Source organism: Larsenimonas rhizosphaerae (assembly GCF_023700005.1).
Classification (GTDB): domain Bacteria; phylum Pseudomonadota; class Gammaproteobacteria; order Pseudomonadales; family Halomonadaceae; genus Larsenimonas; species Larsenimonas rhizosphaerae.
Window position 1 is genome coordinate 376,258 of sequence record NZ_JAMLJK010000002.1, and the last position, 16,679, is coordinate 392,936.

At 56.4% G+C, this 16,679-nt stretch carries 13 protein-coding genes and 2 tRNA genes; 14 read left to right on the forward strand and 1 reads right to left on the reverse strand.

The features are described 5' to 3' along the window. Nucleotides 1-102 precede the first annotated feature (102 nt). From carA to greA, 3 genes are read left to right on the forward strand one after another with little or no spacing between them, the layout of a single operon-like run. Nucleotides 103-1,254: a glutamine-hydrolyzing carbamoyl-phosphate synthase small subunit gene (carA, locus tag NAT21_RS11885; RefSeq protein WP_250938694.1), complete on the forward strand. Its 1,152-nt coding sequence runs from the start codon at nt 103-105 to the stop codon at nt 1,252-1,254. Between the two features lie 45 nt (nt 1,255-1,299). Then, nucleotides 1,300-4,533: a carbamoyl-phosphate synthase large subunit gene (carB, locus tag NAT21_RS11890; RefSeq protein WP_250938696.1), complete on the forward strand. Its 3,234-nt coding sequence runs from the start codon at nt 1,300-1,302 to the stop codon at nt 4,531-4,533. After that, nucleotides 4,526-5,002, forward strand: coding sequence for a transcription elongation factor GreA (greA, locus tag NAT21_RS11895; RefSeq protein ID WP_250938698.1), 477 nt, complete (start codon nt 4,526-4,528; stop codon nt 5,000-5,002). The genes carB and greA overlap by 8 nt, the downstream gene beginning before the upstream one ends. Before the next feature lie 48 nt (nt 5,003-5,050). Here greA and yhbY read toward each other — a convergent pair whose 3' ends face one another. Continuing rightward, nucleotides 5,051-5,371 carry a ribosome assembly RNA-binding protein YhbY gene (gene yhbY / locus NAT21_RS11900; protein WP_250938699.1) on the reverse strand — a complete coding sequence of 107 codons (321 nt, stop codon included), beginning with the start codon at nt 5,369-5,371 and terminating at the stop codon, nt 5,051-5,053. 127 nt (nt 5,372-5,498) lie between these two features. Between yhbY and rlmE the strand changes: the two genes are divergently transcribed. The 11 genes from rlmE to infB all read left to right on the forward strand — a co-directional run bounded on the left by rlmE (nt 5,499) and on the right by infB (nt 16,674). Continuing rightward, nucleotides 5,499-6,140, forward strand: a complete 642-nt coding sequence (gene rlmE / locus NAT21_RS11905) for a 23S rRNA (uridine(2552)-2'-O)-methyltransferase RlmE (protein ID WP_250938700.1) — start codon at nt 5,499-5,501, stop codon at nt 6,138-6,140. A 68-nt stretch (nt 6,141-6,208) separates the two neighbouring features. Then, entirely contained in the window at nt 6,209-8,182 is a 1,974-nt protein-coding gene (ftsH, locus tag NAT21_RS11910) for an ATP-dependent zinc metalloprotease FtsH (RefSeq protein WP_250938701.1), read from the forward strand. A 74-nt stretch (nt 8,183-8,256) separates the two neighbouring features. Next, nucleotides 8,257-9,105 carry a dihydropteroate synthase gene (gene folP, locus NAT21_RS11915; RefSeq protein WP_250938702.1) on the forward strand — a complete coding sequence of 283 codons (849 nt, stop codon included), beginning with the start codon at nt 8,257-8,259 and terminating at the stop codon, nt 9,103-9,105. Then, a complete protein-coding gene (gene glmM / locus NAT21_RS11920) occupies nt 9,105-10,454 on the forward strand; it encodes a phosphoglucosamine mutase (RefSeq protein WP_250938703.1) in 1,350 nt (449 codons plus the stop codon). Before folP ends, glmM begins: the two co-directional genes overlap by 1 nt. Before the next feature lie 64 nt (nt 10,455-10,518). After that, on the forward strand, nt 10,519-11,271 hold the full coding sequence (gene tpiA, locus NAT21_RS11925) for a triose-phosphate isomerase (protein ID WP_250938704.1): 753 nt from the start codon (nt 10,519-10,521) through the stop codon (nt 11,269-11,271). Nucleotides 11,272-11,275: 4 nt separating this feature from the next. Further along, nucleotides 11,276-11,761: a preprotein translocase subunit SecG gene (gene secG, locus NAT21_RS11930; RefSeq protein ID WP_250938705.1), complete on the forward strand. Its 486-nt coding sequence runs from the start codon at nt 11,276-11,278 to the stop codon at nt 11,759-11,761. Nucleotides 11,762-11,795: 34 nt separating this feature from the next. Next, nucleotides 11,796-11,882 (forward strand) — tRNA-Leu (locus NAT21_RS11935). A gap of 67 nt (nt 11,883-11,949) precedes the next feature. After that, nucleotides 11,950-12,026, forward strand: a tRNA-Met gene (locus NAT21_RS11940). Between the two features lie 142 nt (nt 12,027-12,168). Then, nucleotides 12,169-12,630 carry a ribosome maturation factor RimP gene (gene rimP / locus NAT21_RS11945; protein ID WP_250938707.1) on the forward strand — a complete coding sequence of 154 codons (462 nt, stop codon included), beginning with the start codon at nt 12,169-12,171 and terminating at the stop codon, nt 12,628-12,630. 27 nt (nt 12,631-12,657) lie between these two features. Beyond that, a complete protein-coding gene (nusA, locus tag NAT21_RS11950) occupies nt 12,658-14,151 on the forward strand; it encodes a transcription termination factor NusA (RefSeq protein ID WP_250938709.1) in 1,494 nt (497 codons plus the stop codon). A gap of 27 nt (nt 14,152-14,178) precedes the next feature. Continuing rightward, nucleotides 14,179-16,674 (forward strand): translation initiation factor IF-2, encoded by a 2,496-nt coding sequence (infB, locus tag NAT21_RS11955; protein WP_250938711.1) that lies wholly within the window; start codon nt 14,179-14,181, stop codon nt 16,672-16,674. Nucleotides 16,675-16,679 lie beyond the last annotated feature (5 nt).

Sequence of the window (16,679 nt, forward strand, 5' to 3'; positions counted from 1 at the left end):
TTGCGACCTGCAGGCCCGGCGCCACCATCATCGCCAGCAACGGCCGAACGCTGGCTTTGAGAGGGGCCCGGGCAACTGATCAAGCCCTGGGAGGATGTTGCGTTGAAACCCGCGATACTGGCATTAGAAGATGGCACTGTATTTCACGGCATATCCATTGGCGCCGAAGGACAGACCAGTGGTGAAGTCGTTTTCAATACGGCGATGACCGGTTACCAGGAAATACTGACCGACCCCTCCTACTCCCGACAGATCGTTACCCTGACCTACCCCCATATCGGCAATACCGGTATCAATGATGAAGATGTCGAGTCCGACCGCGTGTGTGCTGCCGGTCTGGTGATTCGTGACCTTCCGCGTCTGGCCAGTAACTTCAGAAGTGTCAGCAGCCTGGATGATTATCTGCGTGCCCAGAATATTCAGGGCATTGCCGACATCGATACCCGCAAGCTTACCCGTATCCTCAGGGACAAGGGCTCGCAAAACGGAGCCATTCTGGCGGGCAGTGAGGCAGAAGGTGACGACGCCGTTGAGCGTGCGCTGGAAGCTGCCCGGGCATTCCCGGGGCTCAAGGGGATGGATCTGGCCAGGGAGGCCAGTATTACCGAAGCTTTTGAATGGCATCAGGGGGAGTGGGCGCTCGGGCAGGGGTATCTCGATGCAGCCGGGCTGGAACGTCCCCTGCACGTGGTGGCCTACGATTATGGAACCAAGTTCAATATCTTCCGCATGCTGACAAGCCGAGGCTGCCGGATTACGGTCGTGCCGGCGCAGACGCCTGCCGCTGAAGTGCTTGCCATGAATCCGGACGGCGTATTCCTGTCCAATGGGCCTGGTGACCCGGAGCCCTGTGATTATGCGATCAAGGCCATCGCCGACATTCTTGCTGCCCGCATACCCGTGTTCGGTATCTGTCTGGGGCACCAGTTGCTGGCACTCGCCAGTGGTGCGCGCACCATCAAGATGAGTCACGGCCATCACGGTGCCAACCACCCGGTGCAGGATCTGGACAGCGGTGTCGTCATGATCACCAGCCAGAATCATGGCTTTGCGGTGGATGAAGACAGCCTGCCGGACAATGTGCGTGCCACCCATCGGTCACTGTTCGATCAGACGCTGCAGGGCATCGAGCTGACCGACTGTCCGGCGTTCAGCTTTCAGGGACATCCGGAAGCCAGCCCCGGGCCGCATGATGTGGCGCCCCTGTTTGACCGCTTTGTGACGCGCATGATCGAACGCCGGTCAGCGGACTGATTACGCCCTTCGCCTTACTATTCACGGTTTTTCGCGGACACTGTCATGCCTAAACGTACAGACATTAATAGCATTCTGATCATCGGCGCAGGCCCCATTGTGATTGGCCAGGCCTGTGAGTTCGATTACTCCGGCGCCCAGGCCTGCAAGGCGCTGCGCGAGGAAGGATATCGCGTCATTCTGGTCAACTCGAATCCGGCCACGATCATGACGGATCCCGTCATGGCAGATGCGACCTACATCGAGCCGATCACTCTGGAAGCGGTCACGCGCATTATTGAAAAGGAACGCCCTGACGTCGTGCTGCCGACGATGGGTGGCCAGACGGCGCTTAACTGCGCGCTGGAACTTGACCGTGCCGGTGTACTTGAGAAGTACGGTGTCGAGCTGATCGGAGCCAATGCCAAGGCAATCGAGAAGGCTGAGGATCGCGACCTTTTCGACAAGGCCATGAAAAACATCAATCTGGAATGTCCGAAGGCCAAGATCGCTCATTCCATGACAGAAGCCTGGGAAATTCAGGGCGAACTGGGTTTTCCCTGCATCATTCGCCCGTCCTACACCATGGGTGGTTCCGGGGGCGGGGTGGCCTACAACAAGGAAGAGTTCGAGGAAATCTGCAATCGCGGGTTCGAGCTTTCTCCGATACGTGAGCTCCTGATCGACGAATCGCTGCTGGGCTGGAAGGAATACGAGATGGAAGTTGTTCGCGACAAGAGCGACAACTGCATCATTGTATGTGCCATCGAGAACCTTGATCCGATGGGCGTGCATACAGGGGATTCCATTACCGTGGCTCCGGCCCAGACGCTGACGGACAAGGAATATCAGTTGATGCGTAATGCATCACTGGCAGTGCTGCGCGAAATCGGTGTTGAAACCGGTGGGTCCAACGTTCAGTTCGGTATTCATCCTGACACCGGCCGCATGGTCATCATCGAGATGAACCCGCGGGTATCGCGTTCATCGGCGCTGGCCTCCAAGGCTACCGGATTTCCGATCGCCAAGATCGCAGCCAAGCTGGCGGTCGGCTATACCCTGGACGAGCTTCAAAACGATATTACCGGCGGGGCGACACCGGCCTCTTTCGAACCCTCCATCGATTACGTTGTTACCAAGATCCCCCGTTTTACATTCGAAAAGTTTCCTCAGGCCAATGATCGTCTGACGACGCAGATGAAATCCGTGGGTGAGGTCATGGCCATCGGCCGTACCTTCCAGGAATCCCTGCAGAAGGCCCTGCGTGGGCTGGAAATTGATGTGGACGGGCTTGACCCCAAGCTGACGCGTCATGACGAAAGTGCCATGACACAGCTGCAGGGCGAGCTCCAGCGTCCGGGCGCCGACCGGATTTTCTATGTGGCGGATGCCTTCCGTGCCGGCCTGAGCCTCGAGCAGGTATTTGAATATACCAACATTGATCGCTGGTTCCTTGTTCAGATCCAGGAGCTGGTGGCACTTGAGTCCGAGATTGCTGGAAAGGGTATCAGTGAGCTGTCCCGCCAGGACGTGTTCGGCTGGAAGCGCAAGGGGTTCAGTGATTCGCGTGTCGCCTCACTGATGGGGGTGTCCGAGAAGGAGTTCCGCGACTTCCGTCATCGGCTCGGCCTGCATCCGACCTACAAGCGGGTTGATACCTGTGCGGCGGAATTCGCCACTTCCACTGCTTACATGTACTCCACCTATGAAGACGAGTGTGAGTCCAACCCGAGCAATCGCGACAAGATCATGGTGCTCGGTGGCGGTCCAAACCGTATCGGTCAGGGAATCGAGTTCGACTATTGCTGCGTGCATGCTGCGCTCGCGATGCGCGAAGACGGTTATGAAACGATCATGGTCAATTGTAATCCGGAGACTGTCTCCACGGATTACGACACCAGTGATCGTCTGTATTTCGAGCCGGTCACCCTCGAAGACGTGCTTGAAATCGTCGTCAAGGAAAAGCCGGTAGGTGTCATCGTGCAGTTCGGTGGCCAGACGCCACTCAAGCTTGCGCGTGACCTCGAGGCGGCCGGGGTGCCCATTATTGGTACCACGCCGGATGCCATCGACCGTGCCGAAGACCGTGAACGCTTCCAGCACATGATCGAGAAGCTTGGTCTTCTGCAGCCGGAAAATGCCACGGCGCGCAGCTTTGATGAAGCCTTTGCCAAGGCCGAAGCGATCGGCTATCCACTGGTGGTGCGCCCAAGCTATGTGCTGGGTGGGCGAGCGATGGAAATCGTTTACTCGGCTGAAGAGCTTGAGCGCTACATGACCAATGCCGTCAAGGTATCCAACGATAGCCCGGTGCTGCTGGATCACTTCCTCAATGCGGCTGTTGAGGTGGATATCGATGCTGTCAGCGATGGTCGGCAGGTTGTTATCGGCGGGATCATGCAGCATATCGAGCAGGCAGGTGTCCACTCCGGTGATTCGGCCTGTTCACTGCCGCCCTACTCACTGCCGGCGGAGGTTCAGGATGCCATGCGTGACCAGGTCAAGCGCATGGCGCTTGAGCTTAATGTCATCGGCCTGATGAACGTGCAGCTTGCCTGGCAGGATGGCGAAATCTACGTGATCGAGGTCAACCCGCGCGCGTCACGCACCGTGCCGTTCGTATCCAAGTGCATCGGACGCTCTCTGGCGCAGGTGGCTTCACGGTGCATGGCCGGTCAGACGCTGGCTTCCCAGAACTTTACGCGGGAGCGTATTCCGACGTTCTACAGCGTCAAGGAAGCGGTCTTCCCGTTCAACAAGTTTCCAGGGGTTGACCCTATTCTGACGCCGGAAATGAAGTCCACCGGTGAGGTCATGGGTAGCGGTGAAACTTTCGCCGAGGCCTTCTTCAAGGCGCAGTTGGGGGCTGGTGAGGCCATGCCGCCACTGACAGGCGACCGTACTGCGTTCCTGTCCGTACGTGAGCCTGACAAGGAAGGTGTTATCGATGTGGCCCGCTCTTTGCTAACATTAGGCTTCCGCTTGATAGCAACGCGTGGTACGGCTCGCGCGTTGTCTGATGCCGGCATCGAGGTTGGTGTTGTCAACAAGGTGTTTGAAGGCCGGCCGCATATCGTCGATATGCTGAAAAACGATGAAGTGGCCTATATCGTCAATACGACAGAAGGCCGCCAGGCTATCAACGATTCTTCCGTTATTCGTCGCACGGCGCTGGCGCGCAAGGTGCCCTATGCCACTACGCTGGCCGGGGCGCGCGCTGTTTGCATGGCACTTGAATACGGCAATGATATTAATGTGCGGCGGCTCCAGGAGCTGCATGCAGGAGTAGTTTATGACTAGGTTTCCCATGACGGTGGAGGGCGAGCGCGCCCTCCGGGAAGAGCTGGACCATTTGAAGTCCGTCGAGCGACCCACGGTAATTGCTGCGATTGCCGAAGCACGTGAGCACGGCGATCTGAAGGAAAATGCCGAATATCATGCTGCACGCGAGCAGCAGGGATTTATCGAAGGTCGGATTCAGGAGATTGAATCCAAGCTGTCGGCGAGTCAGGTCATTGATGTCAAAAAGGTTACCAACACCGGCAAGGTGATCTTTGGTGTGACCGTGGGGTTGATGAATCTCGATACTGATGAAGAGGTTCGTTATCAGATCGTGGGTGAAGACGAGGCGGACATCAAAAAGGGCCGCATTTCCGTTACTTCACCGATCGCGCGTGCGTTGATCGGCAAGGAAGAAGGGGATGTGGTCAATGTTCGGACGCCAGGTGGTGACGTCGAGTATGAGATAAGCGAAGTCGAGCATCTCTGATCGGCAAGTGCGTGCTGTAAAAAAGCCCCGGTAAACGGGGCTTTTTTGCTACCGGCGCTTGTCGCTGGTGCGTACCACATTTGAAAGCTTTGGCTTGGCATCGGGATTGCGGCGATAGAGCAATGCCATCTTGCCGATAGTTTGCACCAGTTCGGCCTTTGCTGTTTTACTCAGGCTTTCGAGGATCTCGCGACGTGCATCGCGGTCATTGACGGCCACCTTGATCTTGATCAGTTCGTGGTCGGAAAGGGCGCGATCCAGTTCGGCCTGGACACCTTCGCTGACTCCGTTCTCGGAGACCAGAACGACCGGGTTCAGGTGATGGCCGATGCTGCGAAAGCTTTTCTTTTGTGCCGCTGTCAGGCTCATGATATCTTCTTTACTCGCATTTAACGTCAGTTGATAGGCATTTTGCGTCTATTCTACGCTAGTCACCCGGACTCTAGCCAATGATCCTGTTCGGCGTGATCATCAGGACCCCCATGCAGGAAAAATCGTGAAACGATCCAAGTCAAGTGCCGGCTGGCTCAAGGAGCATTTTGATGATGCCTATGTGCAGCGCTCCCAGCAGGACGGTTACCGTAGTCGTGCCAGCTACAAGTTGTTGGAAGTAGATGAAAAGGACAGGCTGCTGGCGCCGGGGATGACCGTCGTGGATCTAGGGGCTGCACCTGGCAGCTGGAGTCAGATCGCCGCCGAGCGTGTTGGTTCGTCGGGAACGGTTATTGCCACCGATATTCTAGAGATGGACGGTCTGGCCGATGTAACCTTCATTAAGGGAGATTTCACGGAGAGTGACGTCTTCGATGCTATCATGGCAGAGATAGGGCGTCGGCCTGTGGATCTTGTCCTGTCCGACATGGCGCCAAACATGAGTGGCCAGGCGGCCGTCGATCAGCCTCAGGCCATGTACCTCGTCGAGCTGGCGCTGGACATGGCGACGCAGGTGCTGTCTCCCGGCGGACACTTTCTCGTCAAGGCGTTTCAGGGCGAAGGGTTTGATCAGTATCTGCAGGAAATGAGAAAGCATTTTACCAAGGTGGTGACGCGCAAGCCCAAGGCGTCACGAGCGCGCTCCCGAGAGGTTTATCTGCTCGGAAGAGAATTTCGTACCCAGGCTTGCAACGATACTCCTTAGCCCTCACCTTGAAGGGACGGGTGCTTGAGTTGATCGAGCCGTTGGAATGACGTAATGAGGGTGATCCCTTGAACGATATGGCTAAGAATTTGATTTTATGGTTGATCATCGCGGCAGTGCTGCTGACGGTGTTCAACAATTTCAGCGTCGATAATGCGCCGCAATCGATGAACTATTCCCAGTTCGTCGAGCAGGTCCAGAAAGACCAGGTCCGGCAGGTTACCATTGATGGATTTACCATCCGTGGTGAGCGTGAGGACGGTTCTTCCTTCCAGACCATACGGCCTGCAGTGCAGGACCCCAAACTCATCGATGACCTGTTGAGCCATAATGTTGTCATTCAGGGCAAGAAACCCGAAGAGCAGAGCATCTGGTCGCGGCTGCTGATCGCAAGCTTCCCGATTCTTATCATTCTGGCCATCTTCCTGTTTTTCATGCGGCAGATGCAGGGTGGTGGTGCCGGAAAGGGCGGGCCGATGAGTTTCGGCAAGTCCAAGGCCAAGCTACTGTCTCAGGATCAGATCAAGACCACCTTCAAGGACGTCGCTGGCTGCGATGAAGCCAAGGAAGAAGTGGAAGAGCTGGTCGATTACCTGAAGGATCCTTCCAAGTTTCAGCGTCTCGGTGGTCAGATCCCCCGTGGTGTACTGATGGCCGGTCCTCCGGGAACGGGCAAGACACTGCTGGCCAAGGCCATTGCAGGTGAGGCCAAGGTACCTTTCTTTACCATTTCAGGGTCGGATTTCGTCGAGATGTTCGTGGGTGTTGGTGCATCACGCGTGCGGGACATGTTCGAACAGGCCAAGAAGCAATCTCCATGCATTATTTTCATCGATGAGATCGATGCGGTAGGCCGCTCACGTGGCTCCGGTATGGGGGGTGGTCATGATGAGCGTGAGCAGACACTCAACCAGTTGCTGGTCGAGATGGATGGTTTTGATCCCAATGACGGTGTGATCGTGATTGCCGCGACCAACCGTCCTGACGTACTGGACCCTGCACTGTTGCGCCCCGGCCGTTTTGATCGTCAGGTTACGGTAGGGCTTCCGGATATTCGCGGGCGTGAGCATATCCTCAATGTGCATTTGCGCAAGGTGCCGCTGGGTGATGATGTCAGGCCCGAGTTGATCGCGCGAGGGACGCCAGGGTTTTCTGGTGCCGATCTCGCCAACGTGGTGAACGAAGCGGCCCTCTTTGCTGCTCGCCGCGACCGCCGTCTGGTATCGATGGAAGAGCTTGAGTCTGCCAAGGACAAGATCATGATGGGCGCCGAACGTCGTTCCATGGTGATGTCCGAGAAGGAAAAGCGTAATACGGCCTACCATGAAGCGGGTCACGCGATCATCGGGCTTCTGATGCCGGAGCATGACCCTGTTTACAAGGTCACCATCATTCCTCGCGGGCGCGCTCTGGGTGTCACCATGTTCCTGCCCAGTGAGGATCGGTACAGTCTCACGCGTCAGCAGATCATCAGTCAGCTCTGCTCCCTCTTTGGTGGTCGTATCGCCGAGGAAATGACGCTTGGGCCCAACGGTGTGACCACCGGTGCGTCCAACGACATCAAGCGTGCAACCGAGCTGGCTCATAACATGGTTGCCAAGTGGGGTCTGTCGGACGAAATGGGCCCGCTGATGTATGACGAAGACGAATCTCACCAGTTCCTGGGTGGGCCAGGCGGCGGTGCCGGCGGTCGTTTCAGTTCTGCCGAGACGGCTTCTCGGCTGGACAAGGAAGTACGTCGTATCATCGACGACTGCTACAAGCATGCCAAGCAGTTGCTGGAAGACAATCGTGACAAGCTTGATATGATGTCTGATGCGCTGGTGCAGTATGAAACAATTGATACTGCGCAGATCAAGGACATCATGGAGGGGCGCTATCCTCAGCCACCCAAGGACTGGAATGATCATGGTCCCGCTGGTGGTACGCCTTCCAGTACGGGAGGCTTGCCGGACAGTGATCCTGACGCAAGCCCGGATCAGGATGACGATGATGTTCGTCGTCGTCCCTCGGATCCGCTGGGTGGCCCTGCAGGCCACTAGTCCGAAAGGCCGCTCTCGAGCGGCCTTTTTGCTTGTCGTTTACCCTTCAATTCTCCTGTTCTGTGGAACCATTGATGAGCTCATCTTCTTCTCTGGCGTGTGGTCGCCACTGCCTTGATATGTCTTCGCCGGTCATCATGGGGGTGCTGAATGTCACGCCTGATTCCTTTTCAGATGGTGGAAGGTTCACGACGGTAGAGCGGGCATTGCGTCAGGCTGACGCCATGCTGGCCGAAGGTGCCGGTATTATCGACCTTGGTGGAGAGTCAACCCGTCCTGGTGCAGCGGTTGTCAGTACGCAGGAGGAGATGGACCGCGTTCTTCCCGTGGTAGAGCGGCTGGTAGCCGAGTTTGATTGCCTGGTGTCACTTGATACCAGTACGTCTGAAGTGATGGCGGAGGGCGCGGCCTGTGGCGCATCGTTGATCAATGATGTGCGATCGCTTTCTCGTCCGGGAGCACTTGAGGCCGCTGCTGCCACCGGATTGCCGGTGTGTCTGATGCACATGCGTGGCGAGCCTTCTACCATGCAACAGCATGTCGACTACGATGTGCCTATCGAAGAAGAGGTTGCCCGGTTTCTTGAAGGTCGCATTGCTACCTGTGAGCAGGCGGGTATTTCGCGGGAACGTATTATACTCGATCCCGGGTTTGGCTTTGCCAAGACGATTGAGCATAATCTTCGGCTGATGAATCGATTAGACTATCTGGCTGACTTTTCCCTGCCCTTGCTGGTTGGGGTTTCTCGCAAGAGCATGATTGGCAAGGCACTTGGGCGGGAAGTGACTGATCGGCTCCCCGGCGGGCTGGCTCTGGCCAGTATTGCCGTGATGAAGGGTGCCGGAATTATACGAACACATGACGTGGCTCCGACCGTTGACGCCGTCAATATGGCTCGGGCCGTGCTTAAGGAAGGCGCTTAATGGCTAGACAATATTTTGGAACCGATGGCATTCGCGGCACAGTTGGCGAATCACCGATTACAGCCGATTTCGTATTGAAGCTGGGGTGGGCCGCTGGACGGGTTTTTGCCAAGCAGGGACGTTCCAGAGTAATCATAGGCAAGGATACCCGGATTTCGGGATACATGTTCGAGTCTGCCCTTGAGGCTGGTTTTTCGGCGGCGGGAGTTGATGTGCTTCTGCTGGGGCCGATGCCTACGCCGGGTATCGCCTACCTGACGCGTACCTTCCATGCAGCCGCCGGCGTAGTTATCAGTGCGTCTCATAACCCTTTCCAGGACAACGGCATCAAGTTCTTCTCGAGCGAGGGAACCAAGCTGCCGGACGATGTTGAGAGCGAAATCGAGGCGGCGCTTGAGTTACCGCTTGAAACGGTTGGGCCTGCTCAACTGGGCAAGGTAACTCGCGTCGGTGATGCGGCAGGTCGTTATATCGAATTCTGCAAATCAACTGTTCCTGGCCGGTTCGGCCTTCATGGCATGAGTATCGTAGTGGATTGCGCGCACGGCGCTACCTACCACATTGCTCCGAATGTCCTTCGTGAACTGGGTGCTGACGTTACGGTCATCGGTGCTTCTCCGGACGGCCTGAATATCAACAAGGATGTGGGTTCTACCCATCCTCGCGCCCTGCAGGCCAAGGTGCTTGAGACCGGGGCTGACCTGGGTGTCGCCTTCGATGGTGACGGTGATCGTCTTATCATGGTCGATAGTCGTGGTCAGGTCGTTGATGGGGACCAGCTGCTTTACATCATTGCGAAGGACCGTCTTGACCGCAAGGTGCTTAACGGCGGTGTTGTGGGTACATTGATGTCCAACTTCGGTCTGGCAGCTGCCTTCGAAAAGCTGGGTGTTCCGTTCGAGCGTGCGAAAGTAGGCGATCGCTATGTGCTGGAGCGCATGAGGGCCAACGACTGGCTACTGGGTGGTGAGTCTTCCGGCCATCTGATCTGCGGGCATGTACAAAGTACCGGTGATGGTGTGGTATCTGCGCTTCAGGTACTGGCTGTCATGCAGCAGCGTGGCAAGACGCTGGAGCAGCTGCTCTCGAACCTTGAAATGACACCTCAGGCTCTGGTCAATGTTCGCCTTGTACCGGGTGTGGACAAGGAGGTCTTGATGACCTCTGATGCAGTTACCAGTGCCGTGGCCGAAGTCGAGCACGAGCTTGGCGATGAAGGGCGAGTGCTGTTGCGACCCTCAGGAACCGAGCCATTGATTCGCGTCATGGTGGAAGGGCGCCCGCGTTTTGATGTGAACTCCATGGCGGAACGTATAGCCAGCGCACTGAAGGCAGCGCTGGAAGGCTAGGCTAACAAGTTGTATTCCTGAACTTGCTCTATTACCATCCACAACCACCTTCAAGGGGGTAGTCATGCGTATTCCGCTGATTGCGGGTAACTGGAAGATGAACGGGTCTCTGGCCTTGCTCGAGGACTTTGGCAACGCCTTTGCGCGTACGGAATCCTTATCGAAGGCAATCGAGATTGTCATCATTCCACCCTTCCCGTATCTGGCCAATGCAGATGAAGCCTTTGAAGGAACATTGGTCCAGATTGGTGCTCAAACACTTTATTCCGAAAACAGTGGTGCGTTCACGGGTGAAGTTTCCGCGAGCATGCTGAAGGAGTTTGGTGTGCATTTTGTTCTGGTCGGGCATTCCGAGCGGCGCACTCTCTTCAGTGAAGATGATGCGGCAGTGCTTGCACGTACAAGGCAGGCGCTGGAGGCCGGCATTACGCCCGTACTTTGCGTGGGTGAAACGCTCGAAGAGCGCGATGCCGGTCGTATCGATGACATCGTTCTGGGCCAGGTTGCTGCTGTGCTGGATGGATTGACCGAGGCCGAGCGTCAGAAGCTGGTTATTGCCTATGAGCCTGTATGGGCCATTGGCACCGGCCGAACGGCTACACCGGAACAGGCGCAGCAGGTGCACGCGGCCATCAGGGCGCGTCTTCGCACGTATTCAGAATCACTGGCCGATGACATGCGCCTCCTTTATGGAGGGAGCATGAAACCATCCAATGCAGACGAGCTTCTTGCTCAGCCTGATATTGATGGCGGCCTGATCGGGGGAGCTTCCCTGAAACCGGAAGACTTTATAGCCATTTGTCACGCTGCAGGTTGAACTAATGCAAGTTGCCATTTTGTTGGTACATGTACTGCTGGCCATCGCGCTTATTGCGCTGGTGTTGATTCAGCAGGGTAAGGGAGCAGAAGCGGGTGCCGCCTTTGGTGGGGGCGCCTCTCAGACTGTATTTGGTTCCCAGGGAAGCACCAGCTTCCTGGCGAAATTGACCGGCATACTGGCTGCCCTGTTTTTTGCGACTTCACTGGGATTGGCCTGGACGGTCAATCATGGTGAAGGGGGCGATGACGGTATTCCTGATGCCAATGTCATTGAGCAGCAGAAATCTGCCGTGCCTTCACTGGATGACGGTGCACCTGCATCTCAGGCCGGTGACGCCGCCGACGAATCGGGCGATAATGGCCTTGTTGCTCCTTCTGCCGGTGCCGATGAAAATCAATCCGGTGAACCCCTTGACGTTGAAGGGCAAAGTCAGGATAATGCTGCGCCAGCGTCGGAGAGTAATAGCGCAAGCGGAACGACGCAGTAAGGTAGTAACCGGGCAAGTATCGCCTGGCCCCCGTGCCGAAGTGGTGGAATTGGTAGACACGCTATCTTGAGGGGGTAGTGACCGTATGGTCGTGCGGGTTCAAGTCCCGCCTTCGGCACCATTTGAAAGCGACAGGGTGTTCAGGTTTGACCTGAAAGTCAAAAGCACCTATACTCGTCGCGTCCTGTTGCGGGGTGGAGCAGTCTGGTAGCTCGTCGGGCTCATAACCCGAAGGTCGTCGGTTCAAATCCGGCCCCCGCTACCACGCTTTAAAGCGTGGAAAGTTTTTTTCGAAAGCCCCTTCCTGCGAAGGGGCTTTTTGTTAGCACCAGTGCCAATCGGCCACCTCGCTTTTTCGATCTCCTGGCCAGGTGCCTGAATGCAACTGCTGCTTAGGAGTACTATCGTTGGCGACTAAAGAATCCACGCTCAAGACGCTCATTGAACCGACCATTACCGCCATGGGGTTCGAGCTGTGGGGCATTGATTACCTGGCGCAGGGCCAGCATTCTCGTCTTGTTATCTATATAGATCATGCTGATGGCATAACCGTTGACCACTGTGCAGACGTCAGTCGCCAGATCAGCGCACTTCTCGATGTCGAAGATCCCATATCCGGCCAATATAATCTTGAAGTGTCTTCACCCGGCATGGATCGCCCCCTGTTCACGATCGAGCAGTTTGCTGCCTACGTCGGCCACACTGTTAATGTGCGTCTGACTGCTCCCTTTGAGGGGCGGCGCAAGTTCAAGGGCCTTCTGGCCGGCGTGGAGGGAGATGAAGTGCTCCTTCAGCTGGACGATGAAGAATACGGCTTTCCTGTAGAAACCATCGATCGGGCGCAGATAGTGCCCCGGTTCGATGACTAAGAACCGCTTTTCTGGCGAGGCAGACTTATGAGCAAAGAGATTTTGCTGGTCGTTGATGCGATCTCCAATGAAAAGGGAGTGTCCCGCAGCGTTATTTTTGAGGCTGTGGAAGCCGCATTGGCCAGTGCTACCCGTAAACGCTTCGAGGGTCAGGATGTGGACGTTCGTGTTCGCATCGATCGCCAGAGTGGAGATTATGACTCGTTCCGGCGCTGGACCGTGGTAGCAGATGAGGATTATGTTACTTCGGCCCGACAGATTCCCTGGTCAGCCGGCCAGGAGCGTGATGAGCCGCTGGACATGGATGAATATGTCGAGGAGCAGATCGAGTCTGTTGCCTTCGGTCGTATCGCTGCCCAGACGGCCAAGCAGGTCATCGTGCAGAAGGTGCGTGAAGCCGAGCGTGCAGAAATTGTACGTCAGTATGCCGAGCGTGATGGCGAGCTTGTCAGCGGCACTGTCAAGAAAACCACGCGGGATGGTCTTGTTATTGATCTTGGCGAGAATGCTGAAGCCTTCCTGCCGCGTAATGAGATGATTCCCGGTGAGCGCTATCGCATGAACGAGCGTGTTCGCTCGCTTCTGTGGCGCGTGGATGCCGAGGCACGTGGTGCGCAGCTTATTCTGTCGCGTACCCGCCCCGAATTCCTGACGGAACTGTTCAAGATCGAAGTGCCGGAAATTGCCGAACAGTTGATCGAGATCAAGGGTGCCGCGCGTGACCCGGGCTCTCGTGCCAAGATTGCGGTCAAGACCAATGACCGCCGCATTGATCCGGTAGGCGCGTGCGTCGGCATGCGTGGCTCACGTGTGCAGGCCGTATCCAACGAGCTGCGCAACGAGCGTGTTGATATCGTTCTCTGGGATGACAATCCCGCGCAGCTCGTTATCAATGCCATGGCTCCTGCCGATGTGGCATCCATTATCGTTGATGAAGACAGCCATTCCATGGATGTTGCCGTCAGTGAAGACAATCTGGCGCAGGCCATCGGGCGCAGCGGTCAGAACGTCCGCCTGGCATCCGAACTTACCGGCTGGTCACTTAATGTGATGACCGAAGAAGATGCACAGGGCAAACGTGACCAGGAAGTCGACAGTTACGTTGAATATTTCATATCCCACCTCAATCTTGATGAGGATATGGCTCGAATTCTGGTCGATGAAGGGTTCACTTCACTTGAAGAAGTGGCCTATGTCCCACTCGAGGAAATGCTCGAGATCGAGGAGTTCGATCAGGAACTGGTAGAGGAACTGCGTGCTCGCGCCAAGGATGAATTGCTGAATCTGGCGATAGCCTCCGAAGAAGCACTGGATGGCGCCGAGCCGGCTGAAGACCTTCTGAACATGGAAGGCATGGAACGTCCGCTGGCGTATTTACTGGCCAGCAAGGGCATCGTCACGATGGAAGACTTGGCGGAGCAGGCCATTGATGATCTGAAGGACATCGAAGGCATTGACGAAGAGCGCGCAGCAGCACTGATCATGACGGCCCGCGCGCCCTGGTTCGCAGGTGAAGAGTAATCAGGACACGGGCTCAGGAGGGTCGCAATGGCGGAAACAACGGTTAAGGAATTTGCAGGCAAGGTAGGCCGTGAGGTCGATCGTCTGCTTGAACAGATGGGTGAAGCGGGGCTTCCCCATAAATCCGAGGGTGATGTGGTTTCTGAAGAAGACAAACAGAAGCTGCTTGACCATCTGACAAAAAACCACGGTGGCAGTCCGGGACGCGGCAAGAACCGCATCACGATGACGCGCAAGACCAAGAGCCGGATTCGTACTGGTGATGGCCGTGGTAACAAGACAATCGAAGTACAGGTTCGCAAGAAGCGTACTTACGTCAAACGCGAAGATGAGCAGCCGGAGGAAACTCCTGCTCAGGATGCACCGGCTGCAGCCTCCGCTCAGGCCGCGCCTGCTGCCCAGGTTGCCGCACCGGCTTCTGAAGCACCAGCAGCCGAGCAGGCCAAGCCTGTAACGGCGCCGGCTGACACCTCCGCACCAGTCGATGTGGAAGCAGCCCTGGCCTCGGGTGAAGAGGCTCCCGCGCCGACTGAAGGGGGTGCAGATGCACCGCCCAAGGAAGGTCGTGGTGACCGCCGCAAGCGTAACGATAATACGGCCCGCAAGACAGGCAGTCGTCGTGGTGGTCGTGACGATGAAGAAGATCGTGGCGACCGTCAGGAGCGCAAGCGTGGCGGTGGCAAGAAGGTCAAGCGTGCAGAGCGTCGTGGTGCCCGCCGTGGCGGTCGTGGTGACAATGCTCATGGCTTCCAGCGTCCGACTCAGTCAATTGTAAGGGAAGTTGCCATTCCCGAGTCCATCAGCGTGGCTGAACTGGCTGACAAGATGGCCATCAAGGCCAACGAAGTCATCAAGACCATGTTCACCATGGGTGCAGTGGTTACCATCAACCAGACCATCGATCAGGATACTGCTGCGATTGTTGTGGAAGAAATGGGCCATACGCCGAAACTGGTCAAGGAAGATGCGCTTGAAACGGAAATGATTCAGACCATTTCCTATGATGGCGACTCCGTGACCCGCGCACCGGTTGTAACGGTGATGGGGCACGTTGATCACGGCAAGACGTCACTGCTTGATTATATTCGTCGTGCCAAGGTTGCTACCGGTGAGGCTGGAGGCATCACTCAGCATATCGGCGCCTATCATGTCGAGCATGATTCCGGTGATATCACATTCCTTGATACTCCCGGACACGCGGCATTTACTGCCATGCGTGCACGTGGTGCCAAGGCGACGGACGTCGTTATCCTGGTTGTGGCCGCTGATGATGGTGTCATGCCGCAGACAGTAGAGGCGATTGAGCACGCCAAGGCAGCCGAAGTGCCTCTGGTCGTGGCAGTCAACAAGATTGACAAGCCCGGCGCTGATCCTGATCGCGTCAAGAATGAGCTGTCGCAGCGTGGTGTCATTTCAGAAGAGTGGGGCGGCGATACGCAGTTTGTCCATGTCTCTGCCAAGACAGGTGAAGGGATCGACTCGCTGCTGGAAGCCGTACTGCTTGTCTCTGAAGTGCTCGAGCTCAATGCGGTGCCGAATGCACCTGCCAAGGGTGTCGTGGTCGAGTCTCGCCTTGACCGTGGCCGTGGTCCTGTAGCCACCGTGCTGGTACAAAACGGTACCCTGTCCAAGGGCGATATCGTGCTGGCCGGCCTTCATTACGGGCGTGTTCGTGCGCTGGTCAATGAGCTTGGCAAGCAGGTCGACAAGGTCGGCCCTTCCATGCCGGTAGAAATACTGGGTCTGGATGGTACGCCAGGTGCCGGTGATGAATTTCTCGTGGTTCCCGATGAGAAGAAAGCGCGTGAAGTCGCCAACTTCCGTCAGGGCAAATACCGCGATGTTCGTTTGGCACGCCAGCAGAAGGCCAAGCTTGAGAACATGTTCAGTCAGATGGGTCAGGACGAAGTGGCCAAGGTCAATATCGTTCTCAAGGCTGACGTACAGGGTTCACTTGAAGCCATTCGCAGTGCGCTCGAAGAGCTGTCAACCGATGAGGTCAAGGTCTCTGTTGTGTCCTCTGGTGTCGGTGGTATTACCGAGACCGATGCCAACCTGGCCGTTGCCAGTGATGCCATCGTTGTTGGCTTCAACGTCCGTGCCGATGCTGCAGCACGCGTCGTGGTCGAGCGTGATGGTCTGGACCTTCGCTACTACAGCGTCATTTATCAGTTGATCGATGAAGTCAAGCAGGCCATGAGCGGCATGCTGGCGCCGGAGTGGAAGGAAGAGATCGTGGGCATCGCAGAAGTACGTGATGTCTTCCGCGCACCGAAGATTGGCGCCGTGGCCGGTTGCATGGTGGTTGAAGGTAGCGTGTACCGTAACAAGCGCATCCGCGTTCTACGTGAAAACGTGGTTATCTACGAAGGCGAGCTCGAGTCTCTGCGCCGCTTCAAGGATGACGCAAGCGAAGTGCGTAACGGTATGGAGTGCGGCATTGGCGTCAAGAACTATAACGACGTTCAGGTCGGCGACAAGATCGAGGTCTTTGATCAAATCAAGGTCGAACGTACGCTGTAAGGCGC

Coding starts and splice junctions, on each gene's coding strand:
- nusA (WP_250938709.1), top strand. CDS start 12,658: ATGAGCAAAGAGATTTTGCTGGTCGTTGATGCGATCTCCAATGAAAAG.
- yhbY (WP_250938699.1), bottom strand. CDS start 5,371: ATGAGCCTGACAGCGGCACAAAAGAAAAGCTTTCGCAGCATCGGCCAT.
- infB (WP_250938711.1), top strand. CDS start 14,179: ATGGCGGAAACAACGGTTAAGGAATTTGCAGGCAAGGTAGGCCGTGAG.
- folP (WP_250938702.1), top strand. CDS start 8,257: ATGAGCTCATCTTCTTCTCTGGCGTGTGGTCGCCACTGCCTTGATATG.
- greA (WP_250938698.1), top strand. CDS start 4,526: ATGACTAGGTTTCCCATGACGGTGGAGGGCGAGCGCGCCCTCCGGGAA.
- carB (WP_250938696.1), top strand. CDS start 1,300: ATGCCTAAACGTACAGACATTAATAGCATTCTGATCATCGGCGCAGGC.
- tpiA (WP_250938704.1), top strand. CDS start 10,519: ATGCGTATTCCGCTGATTGCGGGTAACTGGAAGATGAACGGGTCTCTG.
- glmM (WP_250938703.1), top strand. CDS start 9,105: ATGGCTAGACAATATTTTGGAACCGATGGCATTCGCGGCACAGTTGGC.
- secG (WP_250938705.1), top strand. CDS start 11,276: ATGCAAGTTGCCATTTTGTTGGTACATGTACTGCTGGCCATCGCGCTT.